The 13,738-nt window shown below is 39.2% G+C and carries 14 protein-coding genes; 5 read left to right on the forward strand and 9 right to left on the reverse strand.

Translation table 11 applies throughout. From position 1 onward, the window contains the following. Positions 1–68: 68 nt before the first annotated feature. From yjjG to AN392_RS12250, 3 genes are all read right to left on the reverse strand, one after another. Positions 69–743: a pyrimidine 5'-nucleotidase gene (gene yjjG / locus AN392_RS12240; protein WP_055012876.1), complete on the reverse strand. Its 675-nt coding sequence runs from the start codon at positions 741–743 to the stop codon at positions 69–71. A gap of 11 nt (positions 744–754) precedes the next feature. Beyond that, the gene (gene yjjX / locus AN392_RS12245) at positions 755–1,294 is read right to left on the reverse strand and encodes an inosine/xanthosine triphosphatase (protein ID WP_010390719.1); all 540 of its coding nucleotides are present in this window, start codon (positions 1,292–1,294) and stop codon (positions 755–757) included. 167 nt (positions 1,295–1,461) lie between these two features. Next, positions 1,462–2,361: a phosphoribulokinase gene (locus AN392_RS12250; protein WP_055012877.1), complete on the reverse strand. Its 900-nt coding sequence runs from the start codon at positions 2,359–2,361 to the stop codon at positions 1,462–1,464. Positions 2,362–2,476: 115 nt separating this feature from the next. Here AN392_RS12250 and AN392_RS12255 point away from each other — a divergent pair, with 115 nt between their 5' ends. After that, the gene (locus tag AN392_RS12255) at positions 2,477–3,349 is read left to right on the forward strand and encodes a hypothetical protein (protein ID WP_055012878.1); all 873 of its coding nucleotides are present in this window, start codon (positions 2,477–2,479) and stop codon (positions 3,347–3,349) included. A 77-nt stretch (positions 3,350–3,426) separates the two neighbouring features. Beyond that, on the forward strand, positions 3,427–3,792 hold the full coding sequence (locus AN392_RS12260; protein ID WP_008114788.1) for a hypothetical protein: 366 nt from the start codon (positions 3,427–3,429) through the stop codon (positions 3,790–3,792). Positions 3,793–4,041: 249 nt separating this feature from the next. Here the strand turns inward: AN392_RS12260 and AN392_RS12265 are convergent, their stop codons facing one another. The 6 genes from AN392_RS12265 to AN392_RS12290 form a co-directional block, all read right to left on the reverse strand. Then, the gene (locus tag AN392_RS12265) at positions 4,042–6,615 is read right to left on the reverse strand and encodes a M1 family metallopeptidase (protein ID WP_055012879.1); all 2,574 of its coding nucleotides are present in this window, start codon (positions 6,613–6,615) and stop codon (positions 4,042–4,044) included. 106 nt (positions 6,616–6,721) lie between these two features. Then, entirely contained in the window at positions 6,722–7,402 is a 681-nt protein-coding gene (locus tag AN392_RS12270; protein WP_055012880.1) for a hypothetical protein, read from the reverse strand. Between the two features lie 88 nt (positions 7,403–7,490). Next, the gene (locus AN392_RS12275) at positions 7,491–7,841 is read right to left on the reverse strand and encodes a DUF2750 domain-containing protein (RefSeq protein ID WP_008114782.1); all 351 of its coding nucleotides are present in this window, start codon (positions 7,839–7,841) and stop codon (positions 7,491–7,493) included. 11 nt (positions 7,842–7,852) lie between these two features. Continuing rightward, positions 7,853–8,437, reverse strand: coding sequence for a glutathione S-transferase family protein (locus AN392_RS12280; protein ID WP_008114780.1), 585 nt, complete (start codon positions 8,435–8,437; stop codon positions 7,853–7,855). A gap of 69 nt (positions 8,438–8,506) precedes the next feature. After that, the gene (locus AN392_RS12285) at positions 8,507–8,788 is read right to left on the reverse strand and encodes a peptidylprolyl isomerase (protein WP_008114778.1); all 282 of its coding nucleotides are present in this window, start codon (positions 8,786–8,788) and stop codon (positions 8,507–8,509) included. A gap of 75 nt (positions 8,789–8,863) precedes the next feature. Next, a complete protein-coding gene (locus AN392_RS12290) occupies positions 8,864–9,433 on the reverse strand; it encodes a glutathione peroxidase (RefSeq protein WP_055012881.1) in 570 nt (189 codons plus the stop codon). A gap of 88 nt (positions 9,434–9,521) precedes the next feature. Here AN392_RS12290 and AN392_RS12295 point away from each other — a divergent pair, with 88 nt between their 5' ends. From AN392_RS12295 to AN392_RS12305, 3 genes are all read left to right on the forward strand, one after another. Further along, positions 9,522–10,010, forward strand: coding sequence for a GNAT family N-acetyltransferase (locus tag AN392_RS12295; protein WP_041709196.1), 489 nt, complete (start codon positions 9,522–9,524; stop codon positions 10,008–10,010). Between the two features lie 111 nt (positions 10,011–10,121). Then, on the forward strand, positions 10,122–12,116 hold the full coding sequence (locus tag AN392_RS12300; RefSeq protein ID WP_055012882.1) for an ATP-binding protein: 1,995 nt from the start codon (positions 10,122–10,124) through the stop codon (positions 12,114–12,116). A gap of 45 nt (positions 12,117–12,161) precedes the next feature. Continuing rightward, complete coding sequence (locus tag AN392_RS12305) at positions 12,162–13,289, forward strand: PleD family two-component system response regulator (RefSeq protein WP_010390732.1); 1,128 nt, start codon at positions 12,162–12,164, stop codon at positions 13,287–13,289. Positions 13,290–13,738: the final 449 nt, after the last annotated feature.

Here is a 13,738-nt window from a genome sequence, read left to right on the forward strand (position 1 = left end):
CAGTTATAAAAAATGACGCTTATTAGCGTCATTTTTTTTGGCTGTTTGTAACCACAACCAGTCAGGTATTACAGACCTAAAATAGTTTGTAACTGTTTTAACTCAGTGACTTGGTACGTTGGCTTAATACCTTCAGGTAAGATTACCCCAGGGTGCTGTAACCAGCAGGTGTCTATGCCTGCATTTCGTCCACCAAGAATATCACTGCTGGCGGTATCACCTACCATTAAAATTTGTTCTTTCGGTGGATTCCCCATTAAATTAAAGGTGTGCTCAAATATCTCTTTTGCAGGCTTAGCAATACCTACTTTTTCAGAGATTACCAGCCAATCGAACATATCTTGCAGCCCCGTATGTGCTAAGCGACGTGCTTGCAGCTGACTAAAGCCATTAGTGATAATACCTAATTTGGCATGAGGTTTAAGGGCGTTTAATAATTCAACCGCACCGGGTAAAGGCATACAAATTTCAGCCATTGCCGATAAAAAGTCATCATTGAGCTGCTGGGCTGGAACATTAAGCTTATTTGCCAGCTCACTAAAGCGAGTTACTTGCAGGTGGTTTGCGGTAATTTCGTTATTTTGATAGGCAATCCATAATGGATTATTGGTATTTTGGTAATGTTCATAATCTGCTTTGGTAAAATCCATGCCATAAGCTGCCAACATTTTTTGTAAGCCAGCAAAGGCATTAAAGCTAAATAAGGTTTCGTCGGCATCAAATAATACGTAGTTATACTTCATTAAAACATCCGTTATTGATTATATAAAGTGGGATTAAGAAAAGGCGCCATGGCGAGAGTCAGCGCTTGAGTATAGGTACTTTCTCGTGTTGCATGATGATCAGTTAATAAACCAATAGCACCCCCTTGTTGCTTAATATTGGTGGTATTAAAAGCCTTATCCATCACATCTCCGAGCTCTTCACCTTGCAGCAATGCTTTATAAAAAACCGAAGGCAAAGGTAAGTTACTGCTTCGTCCTGTAACTTGCTGTGCGCCGTCATCAATAACAACATAGGCAAAGGTTGCTGCACCATAGCTAAATTGCGCTGCGCCGCCTTCCATCGCTATGTAGTAGTCTGCTTGATGCTGTGCTTTACAGTAGTTAACTCGGTTTTGCGCTCCCAAACACGTTTGTTCTTCGCCTATAGGCTGATCGGGTACATCAGAGGGGGCGTGAACGCCACTACATTCAATTATATGCTCAGGGAAATACATCGCAAAAATGTGTTTAGCGGCATTTACTTTTACTGGGTTTTTAGACCCGACAACAATTTTAATGGCTTGCGACATACTACTCTCATCATACTTAAAATCAGCAGTGTACGTGAGTTAGACTAAACAAAAAAGAGCAGAATGTATTTGCGATCACTTGATAAAAGAAATGATCAGCTCCATAGGATCATTGTATGTTGTTAGATCTTCTAAACCAAAAAGTCTCTAACAGATTATTGATACACTTAAATAGGAATTTCAGGTGGGGCTAATTTTGCTAAGGCGCGTTTTTTCAAAATAATATCTTTGATCAGTGGCGTAAGCACTAGCTCCATAGCGAGTCCCATTTTGCCACCGGGTACTACAAGCGTATTGATCCGCGACATAAAGCTGCCTTCAATCATGCGTAAATAATACGGGAAATCAACGTCATCAATGCCCCTAAAGCGAATAACAACAAAGCTTTCATCAAGGGAGGGGATATCTTTTGCGCTAAATGGGTTGGAGGTATCAACGGTGGGTACTCGCTGAAAGTTAATATGAGTACGAGAAAACTGCGGCGTTATATGATTAATGTAGTCATCCATACTGCGTACAATCGAGTCCATTACTTTTTCACGAGAATGGCCGCGTTCTGAGGTATCGCGAATAAGCTTTTGGATCCACTCAAGGTTAATAATTGGCACCATGCCTATGAGTAAATCAACATGCTTAGCAACATCATGATCTTCGTCGACCACGCCGCCATGTAAGCCTTCGTAAAACATTAAATCTGTATTTTGCTCAAGCTCTTGCCAAGGAGTAAATGTTCCAGGTAACTGGTTATAAGGCACGGCCTCATCAAAGGTATGTAAATAACGGCGCAGTCTACCTTCGCCTGTTTCACCATACTTGGTAAATAAGTCTTCTAATGCACCAAAGTCATTGGCTTCTCGGCCAAAATAACTTATGTGTTTACTTTCTTGTTGGGCTTCTCGAATTTTTTTGTCCATTTCAGGACGTGTGTAACGATGAAAGCTATCACCTTCAATAAATGCAGCATTGATATCGAGGCTGCGGAAAATATGCTTCACGGCATTGGTGGTGGTTGTAGTGCCTGCTCCAGATGAGCCGGTGATTGCAATAATAGGGTGTTTAGCTGACATGTTTGTTCTCTTTTTTATGACCCGTTAGTTATAAAGACCTTACTAAGCTAGGTCAAGTGACGTCATCAGTAAATAACGTTATCATGAGGTGCTTAAAATTAAAACGAGAGAAAGCATGAAACTGATCAAACCGTTGTTAGGGCTAATAACAATTAATGCTTTAACATTGGGCGTTGCCCAGGCAAATATGCCTAAAAGTCAAATACTGCTTGCCGATTTAAATACTCCGCATGGCATACGCGTAAGCATTGTTAGTGATAAAACCAGCTACAACAATCAGCCCCACTTAACCGACACGGGCCTTTATTATACGCGTGAGGTAATCAGTAATAATCAGAGCCAAACTGATATTGCGCTTTACGATTTATCATCAAAACAAACCTCCATGATCACCAATACAGATGTAAGTGAGTATTCGCCAACAGTAACACCGAGTGGTGATAGTTTATCTGCCATCGTGGTTGAAGAAGATGGCAAACAAAAATTATGGCAATATCCGCTGAGCACAGAGCAGGCGCCAAGTCGTATTTTTGATTGGATTGAGCCTGTGGGCTATCACGCTTGGGGTAATAACAACGATTTAGTAATGTTTATTTTAGGTGAGCCACATACATTACAATATACCTCGGTTGTTGCGGCTAAAGGTGAAGTTGTTGCAAATAACATTGGTCGCACACTTATTTACAATAAATCGCAAAGTGAATTTTTATTTAGTCATAGTAAAAATGGCCAGCACCAGTTAGCCCGTTTTGACCCTCAAACCAAGCAGGTAAGCAACATCCTTAGGCTGCCAAACCAAGTACAAGACTTCATCTTAAAAGATGAAAATACTATTGCTTACGCAGTTAAAAACCGTATTTATCAACGAAAATTAACAGCTGGATCTGATATATCTCAATGGCTCGATTTAAGCCAATATTGCGATACTGAAATTAGTCGATTGAGTTATAGAAATCAGCAATTAGCGTTTGTATGTAGTGTTAAATAAACACTAAATAATAAATTTCGGACTTTCACTCATGCATGAGTTAGTCTGACCCCCTATTAAATAAAAAGGAAAGTCACGTGGCATTTAGCGCAGACGAGTTAACAGAGCAGCTGATAAAACTAGAGTGTAGAAGTAACTTTAAAATAAAAAACATTGCTGAGTATATGCTAGCAAACTCTAAAGAAGCGTTTTATACCCATGCCGAAACGGGGAAAGGTAAAATTGTGATCCGTCCTGCATTTGAAGTGTTTAGTGATGACTTTACTGATATTGATGGGGTTGTGCGTACTCAAGGTTATTTTCATAGCAGTGAAATGACCCGTTTTCCCACTCGTATTTATAAAAGCGCACAGCCTATTCATTATGGTGTCGCTTTTAAAATTAACTCTGAACAAGCGGCAAAAGAGTTTATAGCTAAGCTAACCATGATTATTGGTGGTTAATAGAATGGTGCAGGGCTAAAGGCAAAAGGTGCAAGATAAAATCTTCAACCTTTAACCTTTATAACCCTTAATCTTTGTCTTTAATCACTAGCTCTAAAAGGGCTGCGCCTCTTAATCTCTTTGTGAATAAACTTTTTAAGATTTTATACACAAAGAGAAGACAATGAGAAAACATCAGCCATTAGCCCGAGTTTGAGGTTTTCGGCCCGTTACCCGTCGCCCGCAGCCCGCCATCCTTTGAACTTTAACTTATTTACTATTCAAAAAGCTATTTACTGATTTGAGTTCACGGTTTTTAAGTGCAATACAGTCATTAGTACTTTCTGCAAGCTTACTTAATGTGCGCGCATAGCCAGGTACGTCATCAAGTTTAGCGTCAAAGAACGTTTGCGTTTTCGCTAAACTTTCAGCATCACAGCTAGCAGTAGTAAAGTAAGGTAAGTTAGGCACAAAAAATGGTGGCAAACTTGCTGTTACTTTATCGTAGTTGCTATATATCCAATCAATAAAGAGTGCTTGGCGTTCATCGGTGTAACTTTGCCCCGATAAAATAGTACGCATATCAGAAGCGGTTACTTCATCGGTTAAGCTATATGCAAGCACTGCTTTTTGGAGTTCAGGTTTACCAAAATAACCCATTGCTGCCAACATATTGGTACGAACTTGTGGATCTTTAGTGGTTTTAAAGGTTGCCATAAACTGATCAAGCAGCGCTTTATCACCATGAAAAGCCGCAAGACGTAAGTAAGTACCCGCTAAATAAGGGTCTACTTTTTGCGGATCTTTTAAGTAAGCGGCTGTTTGCTGCTTAGCTTTATTGATCACATTTTTATCTTCACCATCAAAGCCTAAGCGTGATACCACCGCAGCTCGCAGTTGAGCAACAGCGCCATCCTCACCCATTTTTGCTTCTAGGCCATATTTTTTAGCGGCAGGCATGACTGCATTTTGAATAAATGTAGGCCATAAATCTTTATTGCTATCGTCTTTAAAGGTACGCTGCTGAGACGCTAAATAGCCTAAAGCAGTGTTAGCTACGCGTGGATGACTATCACTGGCAAATACTTCAAGCGTTTGCATCAGCTTAGCCGCAGAAATTACACCTGCGTCAAGTAAGGCGTCAGTAGCTGATAACAATGCAAGGCGCTCGCGGTCGTTTAATACGCTTGCTGCATTATCAATTAGTGCGTTAAATTGCGCATCGTCCATGACCCAGCGGTAGTAACCTAGCGCACCTTGGTCTGGATATATCCACTCTGGCTCAAAATCTAACTCTAGCGTTTGGTTTTGTTTATTAAGTAATACACTGGCAGTTTTTACTTTATCGCCTTTACCGTACTTAATGGCAACGGGTACATTCCAAAGTTGGGCTGGAGCATCAACACCGGCATTAGCAAAACGGCTTTGCGAAATAGTGATAGTTTTACCTTGCTGATCAACCTTGATTAAAGGAAATGATGATTGTTCAATAAATGATTTTAAAACACTCGCCACATCTTTATTTGAAGCCTTACCGAGTGCTTCCCATAAATCGGCGGCTTCGGCATTTTTATAAGAGAACTCTTTTAAGTAATTTTGAATACCAGCTTGAAATGCGTCTTCACCAATCCAATTTTCAACCATCGCCAGTACTGAGCTGCCTTTGCTGTATGCAAGGCCTAAACCGTCCATAATATCGGCTTCAGTTTTAATTGGTTTACGAATTGGCTTAGTGCTTAAGCGAGCATCTAACGCCATTACATTGTTTTGTGGTAAATCTAGGTGTGATTCAAACTCAGGGTTAAGTTGCTTAGTAATTTTTGCTGCCATCCAGCTAGCAAACGCTTCGTTTAACCATAAGTCGTTCCACCACTTCATAGTCACTAAGTTACCGTACCATTGGTGAGCTAATTCATGGGCAATAATAGAGACATTACGTTGCTTTTTACTACGCGTTGCAGCTTCTAAATCAACCAGAAGAATATCTTCGCGGTAAGTCACTAAACCTGAGTTTTCCATTGCCCCAAACGGAAACTCTGGAACAGCCACTGAATCTAACTTTTTATATACGTAAGGAATACCAAAGTACTCTTCAAGTGCGCCCAGTACTTTAGGCATATTCTCTTTTGCATACTGTGCTAAATGAATTTTACCCTGTGGAGTAATTACACGGCCAGGAATTGGCATACCCTTAATCTCTAGCTCTTCAAACGGGCCTACAGCCATAGCTACTAAGTATGATGGAATTGGTGGCGTTTTATCAAAGTAATGGGTAGTCATATCGCCATTCACTGTCGTTTTTAACTCAGGTGTATTTGAATACACTTTTTGTGAAGTGGGGGCGGTAATAGTTAACTGAAATGGAATTTTATAGCTTGGTTCGTCAAATACAGGAAACGCTCGACGGGCATCGCTCATTTCAAATTGGGTGAAAAGATAAGGAACGCCTTGATCTAGGGTTTTATATAGCCCCACACTTTGGCGATTATATGGCGCTGAGAAATCAATTTTTAAAGTGTATTTACCCGGCTGAATTTGCTCTTCGCAGCTAAATTTAACTTTACCGGTTTTAAGCATTTCGTTGTTTAAGTCGCAGTTTTGCTCACCCAATAGTTGAACCATTTTGGTTGCGTAATCAACACCATTAAGTTCAATGTAGCGTGTTGGTTTAAGCACCTCCAAACTGATTTCAGTCATTCCTGTAAAAGTATCCTGACTTGGGTCGAGCGTTAAAGCGACTTTTTGTGAACTTGGCTTTGCGAGCTTTTCAATGACGAACTCATTAGCGTTAGCAGCATTTATCGCAAGCGCAACGCTCACGGTTAAGAGGCTTTTAAAAAACATAGTTATCCCTAGATTTTTGTTGTTAGAAGAGTGAGTACACTCCATCCTAACAGCTTTTTTTGCTAGAGTAAGCGAACAACAATAAGGAAAAGAGTAACAAAGTTTGTCAGTGGCTATCTCGTGCTAAAAACCGCTGCCAATGAATGTGGGAATTAATAACCCGGAGCTGTTGCAGCACCTTATTTAACAAGGCTATATCGTTAAAGTTATCATCGGGGTAATCATTAAAGCCCATTAAGTAATTGAAGCAGTCTTTAGAGCCTGCTTGCAGGGCATAAATACGAATTTGCTGTTCAAAGTTAAGCCGCAAACTACTAATCGCGGTTTTCATTCCGAGTTGATCCACGGAAGGAATTGCACATTTTTGCAAATACCCCGCACGTTCGCCCTCGCCTGAAAACCAAATGCGTACTTTTTCACTGTAGCGTCCTGTTTTTGCTGGGAGGTCAAACAGTAAACGTGTGTGTTTTTGCGCTTTTGCGTAGGCTAAATAATCATTAAGTCCGGCTTTAATAAGGGCGTTATGTACAGGAATTAAACGGGGTTTAATTTTACCATGAGTATGAAAGCTAAAGCAGAGAATGCTATTTTTAACCACCAAGTCATCTAGGGTTAAATGGCCAATTTCATCACTGTAAGCGCCACTGTAGTACGCAATTAAAGGCAGCCAAAAGTGCCAGTGCTTAGCTTGTTCGCGGGCAAGCCGAGTATCACTATAAATATATCCGGTATAGAGCGTATGCAGCTCCATAGCTGAAAATGGACGACGACCAAGATGGGTTTTCAACGCAGTACCTTGACAGTTTTTATTATTTTATACCCCAACTAATCGTTGTTGTTAATTGGGGTAGTGCCAGCAAATAAACAGTTAAAACTTATTCACTTAAAGCGCGAGCTAAACCAACTGGTTCAATTTCTACGCACACTTGATCGTCATTCCAATTTAAACCAACCAGAGCATCATCCGATTTAAGGTCTTCAACCCAATCATCTAAAAATTCATCTAGATTGATTTCTACCGGACTGTAGTCTTTCCACTCTTCTTTACACTGCTCTTTTGCTGCGTCTTCTGATTCCCACAGTAAAAGTACATCGGTGTCGTCAAACTGATTTGATTCACATACAACAAAGCCACCATCTTGTGCACCTAGTGCCCAGATCTGCTCACTAACACGTACTTTTTCTACAAAGCTAACTAGTTGTGATTCAATTTCGATATCGCTCATGTGTTCACCTTTTAAAATTTGAGTCGAGGGTTGGTATTTTTAGCCGCTTGACGCTGACTAAACGCTTCATAAAACTTAACTAACTGCGGCTGCGCGCTAAAATCAGTGAGTTCACGAAAGCAGATCCAATCTAGCAAGCAGTATAAACTGATGTTGAGGCATTCACAGCTTTTAAATTCATCATCGTTTAAATGATCATTTAAATAGTCTAAAGTTTGCGCAATTCGCTCATTTTGCAGATTAAAAAATAGTTTATCAGCTTGCGTGTCAAACCCAGAACGCTGACATATCAATAACTCAACCAATGAATCGTTACAGGCGTTGATGCTAGTTAAAAAATGCTCTTGCGGCCAAGTTAGCGGGTTCTGCTGTGTTTTTTCAAGTAAGTAACGCAGTATATTGTTTGAGTCGCTTAAGTTAAGCGAGCCATCAATTAAGATAGGGATTTTAGCTGCCGGGTTGTGCGACATCATTAAAGAGCGGTCATCGCTTGAAAAAATGTCGAGATTTATAAACTCAAGCTCACAGTTATTTTGTTGTGCCCAAATTCTGACACGGCGAACATAAGGGGAAGAAATAGAGCCAAGTAATTGCATATTGGGGCTTTTGCCAACTCCACATAAATAAAAAGCCGCTAATGCGGCTTTATTAATAAATCGATTTGCTTACTCTGAGCGGCTGGTTACTTCTAATAAATGGTAACCAAACTGTGTTTGAACAGGACCTTGTACTTGGTTAAGTGGCGCTGAAAAAACCACCTTATCAAACTCAGGAACCATCATACCAGGTCCGAACTCACCTAATGCGCCACCATCTTGACCTGAAGGGCAATTAGAGTGCAATTTAGCTAGCTCAGCAAAGTCTTCACCTTGCTCAATTTTATCTTTAAGGTCTAAACATTGTGCTTCACTGTCTACGAGTATGTGCCTTGCACTTGCTACTGCCATAAAATCTCCTATTTATAAGTTTAGTTTTCTATCTACTAAGCAACATCTTAGTAAGGTTAAACTGAAAACACAAAATTAAAATGCACTTTTGATGGCGCTATCTAATTTTGCTGAATCGGGTTTGACGCGGCTGTTAAAGCGAGTCACTGATTGACGATCTGCCGAAACCACGTATTTATAAAAATTCCAGTTAGGTGAACTAGTTTTTGCATTTAAGTGCTTGAAAATAGGGTTGGCATCGCTGCCACGCACTGCGCTGGTGGCTAACATAGGGAAAGTAACGCCGTAATTTACATAACAGACTTTAGCCGTATCTTTTTCGTCATTTTCTTCTTGAAAAAAATCGTCAGATGGAAAACCGAGCACCACTAAGCCTTGCTCTTTATATTTTTTGTATAGCGTTTCTAGCCCTTCAAACTGAGAAGTAAAGCCGCAATTGCTGGCAGTGTTAACAATCAACAGTGGCTTATTTTTAAATTCACATAGATTAAGCGTTTCGGTTGAACGAAGCTTTCTCAGTGACACATTTGTGAAGTCATCGCAGGTATCTGTCTTTGCTGAAGGGCTATTAGTGTCTGCTGCATTGGTGGTTACAGATACACAGCCTAGAGCCAATGTTAATCCGAATATTAATTTTCTTATCATGCGGTTACCTTGAATGCGATTCGATGGGTGTTTATGTAACTTATCATACGCTACTATAGACAAAATTGATCAATTTTACTTATTTTCTATGACTATACGTTTAGCAAAACCTGATGATTTAACTGCTATTGTTGCCATTTACAATGAAACTATCCCTAGTCGAATGGTGACCGCCGATACCGAAGAAGTAACCGTTGCTGACAAACAACCTTGGTTTGATAGCCATACAGCTCAAAGACCTATTTTTGTTTACTGCGAAAATGACCAAGTACTAGCGTGGGTAAGTTATAAATCGTTTTATGGGCGCCCAGCTTACGATGGCACCGTTGAACTAAGCATCTACATTACATCAGCAGCCCAAGGCAAAGGGTTGGGTAAAAAGTTGATGCAATTTGCACAACAACAAGCACAAAAGCTCGATATTGAAGTGTTACTCGGGTTTATTTTTAGCCATAACGAACCAAGCATTAAATTATTTAAGCATTTTGATTTTGCAGTATGGGGAGAGTTGCCCAATGTTGCAAGGATGGATAACCAGCTGTACAGCCTGACTATTTTTGGTAAGCATTTAATGTAATCCCATAACCATAGGCAAGCAAAAATTACATTTATGTAGACGATTATGCCAAACCAAAAATTCTATACTATGCTGAAAAGGTGTTTAATTAATTCTTAAAAGTGTACATAAATGGCGCAAAAAATACTTATTATTGATAGCAGTAGCATGATTGCTATGCGCTTAAAAGTACTGCTTGAGCTAATTGGTTGTGAAGTTGAATTAGTTCATTATTCTATGTTTGATCAAAGCAGCAACATAGATGCGTACGATATGCTTGCCTTTTCACAAGGGACACCAACAAATCTGGTTGCTTCGTTGGTAAAACAAGCAACCCGACAATCATTTTTACTTTTAGCTCCCAAGGCTGAAAGTGGTGAATTGCTTGATGCATTTGGTAAATTAAATGAGCTTGTTCCAGATGCCACTATTATTTATCCATTTTTTTCTAATAAAGAAATCACTTCATTTATTGAAGAACTATTAGAAATAGGCCCTGATCATATTTTTAAACTGCCTACAATTTTGTTGGTTGATCATGTTTGTGAGCGTTTAGAAATGCTAAAAAGTAGTTTAGTGGGTGCACATATAGAGGTATACACAGCTACGAATCATGATGAGGCACTTAATATTGCTAAACTCAGAATGATTGATATTTTAATTAGTGATTTTAGTTTAAAAGAAGGGCTTGGCTTAGATATATTTACCAGCCTTAAGCAGATACAGCCGCATAGCCGCTGCTTATTATTAACCTCGCGTCCTGCTCAAGTTTCTATGATTGAAGCAATTCGCCAAGGTGTTGAAGACGTTTTAATTAAGCCACTCGATGACAACGTTTTATTACAAGCAGTACATAAGTTGTGGCAAACCGAATTGCTAAAACGTCATAACGCAGAGCTAGTTGAAAGGCTACAAGATACAGTCGATGTACTTATTGAAAAAGACAGTTTGCTGCAAGTAATTTTTAAAAATACTCCCGACCCAATCTTACTTTTTGAACGTAAAGGCAAAATAGTAGAGGCTAACGACGCGTGCTTAAAGCTGTTTAATTTACCGTTTAAAAAGCTCATTGCTCACTCGTTATTTCACTTTTTAGATGACGATTCAGTAAAAGCAATAAAAGATAAAATATCGACTTTAAACAGTAATCGGCAATTTAGTTGCGACTTACATATTGTCTGTAAAGATGGGAGTAAAATTCCGCTCGTTGGCTCATTTAATGAGATTGATCATCATGGTGAGATAGCGTTAGCGGTTATTTTTAAAAACGTAACTCATTTAAAGCAAAAAGAAGATTTATTACTTGAGGCCAAAGATCTTTTAGAAGAGCAGGTAAGAGCGCGGACTTCGCAACTTGAGCATGCGAAAAACATTGCTGAAGCAGCTAATTTAAGTAAATCAGAGTTTTTAGCTAATATGTCACATGAGCTTAGAACCCCTATGCATTCTATACTAAGTTTTTCACGCTTTGGTCTCAGTAAGCTTCAAGATGATGATTTTAGTAAAGATAAACTTTTAAAATACTTAACCCGAATTGAATCAAGTGGACAAAGGCTGCTTTCTTTACTTAACAATTTACTCGATTTGTCGAAATTAGATGTAGGTAAATTCCCATTTAACCCGCGAGCATGCGATTTAACGACTATTGTTAAAACAAGTATTGATGATGTGTCCGGAATTGCCATAGAAAAAGATATTAAAATTGCATTTAAATCAGATAAGCCGCCTGTTATAGCGCAATGCGATGAAGAGCAAATTAATCAGGTACTTAGAAACGTATTGAGTAATGCATTAAAATTTAGCGAAGAACATAGCACTATCGAAGTTGCATTGGAAACAGACAGTGGGTGTGCAAATATTGAAGTAATAGACAGCGGAATAGGTATACCAGAAGACGAGCTTGAAACTGTTTTTCAAAAATTTGTGCAAAGTAGCAAAACAAATAGTGGCGCAGGGGGGACAGGATTAGGACTTACGCTGTGCCGTGAATTTGTTTCTTTACATCAAGGAACTATAAAAGCCTGTAATAACGAACTTGGTGGGGCAACCATTAGCATTCAGGTTCCTTTGGAAATAAACCTCGATGAATATTTAGCCGATGAGCAATTAGTGAAAAATAGTAGCTAATAACCGAATTGTTTTAATGAACACGATTTATATGGACGAAAAATTATGGCTTTAACTAAAATTCTTGCAGTCGACGATGAACCATTTAACCTCGAAATAATAGAAGAAATCCTAGAGGAATTAGATTTTGAACTTAAGCTGGCTTCGAGTGGCCCGGAATGCTTGAGCATGGTTGAAGAGTATATGCCGCAGGTTATCTTACTTGATGTAAGCATGCCAAAAATGAATGGTTACGAAGTATGTAAAGAGCTCAAAGCGAACCCTAAAACACAAGATATTATAGTGATGTTTGTATCGGCAAGGGGGACTGTTGAGGAACGTATGGAAGGTTATTCAGTAGGTGCTGAAGACTATATTGTAAAACCGTTTGGGCACGATGAGCTTAAGCAAAAGCTGAATAAGTTAAATCAAGTATTAATAGAAAAACAACAGCTTGAAAAGCAAGTAAAAGAAGCAACCTCAACCGCTTTTAATGCTATGGCAAATAGCAGTGAAATGGGTCAGATAGTTAACTATATTGAAAATATCGGTTTTATCAACGATGTAGAGGAGTTAGGTAAGGCATTAGTGGAGTGCTTACAGACATTTGGTCTACAAAGTAATATTGAATTTAGATGTAACGACACCAAATCGCACTTTGCTTTAAACGGTGTGTGTTCGCCGATTGTGATTGAGTTATTTGAAATGCTTAAAAACAAAGGTAGGTTACATGAGTTTTCTCATCGTATTTTGGTTAATTACGAGTTTGTCAGTTTATTGATTTTGAATATGCCAGAACAAGATGAGCAGAAGCATGGGCGTATACGTGATCATATTTGTTTTATTGTAAGTGTAACCGAACAGCAATTGCGCGCTATTACTACTAAGAAAATGTTGGTTTCGCAGCAAGAGCGATTAAACAAAGTGGCGAGTACTGTTCACAGTAAGTTTCATAGTTTAATTGGATTGCTTAACGACAGCCGGATAAATAACGAAAAAGTATTTAAACAACTTCAAGAGGAGTTAGAAGAGCGGATCCCAACCATGGGACTAGATGAAGACCAGGAAGTGTTTATTTACAAAAAGGTCGACGAAACGATTCAAAATTCGGTGGCACGCCAAGAATCTGTTGATCAGGTTAAAAAAGCGTTCGCAGAGATAGAGCAAGATCTCGCTTTATTGTTGAAAGGCTAAAGGCTAAAGGCTAAAGGTGCGGGTTACGGGCTACGAGGCGCGGGGTAAATTCCTTGCTGCGATTGATACATTAACTTGTAGCAGCGACTTTTTATGTCGCGTCTTTTAAAGGTTAAAAACGAAAGGTATGCGCTACAGATTAACTAAAATCTGTACCTTAATTGTGGCTTCTCATTTACTCCTCATTCTCTTCTCTGTGTTCAATAGGATACTTAGTAAATTATGCACAAAGAGAGCTAAGAGGTTACAGAGGAAGTGATTACAGACAAAGGCTAAAGGTGCGGGCTACGGGCTGCGAGACGCGGGGTAAATTCCTTACTACGATTGGACAAATTAACTTGTAGCAGCGACTTTATGTCGCGTCTTTTAAAGGTTAAAAACGAAAGGTATGAGTAACAGGTTAACTAAGAGCTGTACTTTAATAGTAGCTTCTTATTTACTCCTCATTC

It is taken from the genome of Pseudoalteromonas sp. P1-16-1b, from assembly GCF_001401785.1.
GTDB lineage: Bacteria > Pseudomonadota > Gammaproteobacteria > Enterobacterales > Alteromonadaceae > Pseudoalteromonas > Pseudoalteromonas undina.

Coding starts and splice junctions, on each gene's coding strand:
- yjjG (WP_055012876.1), bottom strand. CDS start 743: ATGAAGTATAACTACGTATTATTTGATGCCGACGAAACCTTATTTAGC.
- yjjX (WP_010390719.1), bottom strand. CDS start 1,294: ATGTCGCAAGCCATTAAAATTGTTGTCGGGTCTAAAAACCCAGTAAAA.
- AN392_RS12250 (WP_055012877.1), bottom strand. CDS start 2,361: ATGTCAGCTAAACACCCTATTATTGCAATCACCGGCTCATCTGGAGCA.
- AN392_RS12255 (WP_055012878.1), top strand. CDS start 2,477: ATGAAACTGATCAAACCGTTGTTAGGGCTAATAACAATTAATGCTTTA.
- AN392_RS12265 (WP_055012879.1), bottom strand. CDS start 6,615: ATGTTTTTTAAAAGCCTCTTAACCGTGAGCGTTGCGCTTGCGATAAAT.
- AN392_RS12275 (WP_008114782.1), bottom strand. CDS start 7,841: ATGAGCGATATCGAAATTGAATCACAACTAGTTAGCTTTGTAGAAAAA.
- AN392_RS12280 (WP_008114780.1), bottom strand. CDS start 8,437: ATGCAATTACTTGGCTCTATTTCTTCCCCTTATGTTCGCCGTGTCAGA.
- AN392_RS12285 (WP_008114778.1), bottom strand. CDS start 8,788: ATGGCAGTAGCAAGTGCAAGGCACATACTCGTAGACAGTGAAGCACAA.
- AN392_RS12290 (WP_055012881.1), bottom strand. CDS start 9,433: ATGATAAGAAAATTAATATTCGGATTAACATTGGCTCTAGGCTGTGTA.
- AN392_RS12295 (WP_041709196.1), top strand. CDS start 9,522: ATGACTATACGTTTAGCAAAACCTGATGATTTAACTGCTATTGTTGCC.
- AN392_RS12300 (WP_055012882.1), top strand. CDS start 10,122: ATGGCGCAAAAAATACTTATTATTGATAGCAGTAGCATGATTGCTATG.
- AN392_RS12305 (WP_010390732.1), top strand. CDS start 12,162: ATGGCTTTAACTAAAATTCTTGCAGTCGACGATGAACCATTTAACCTC.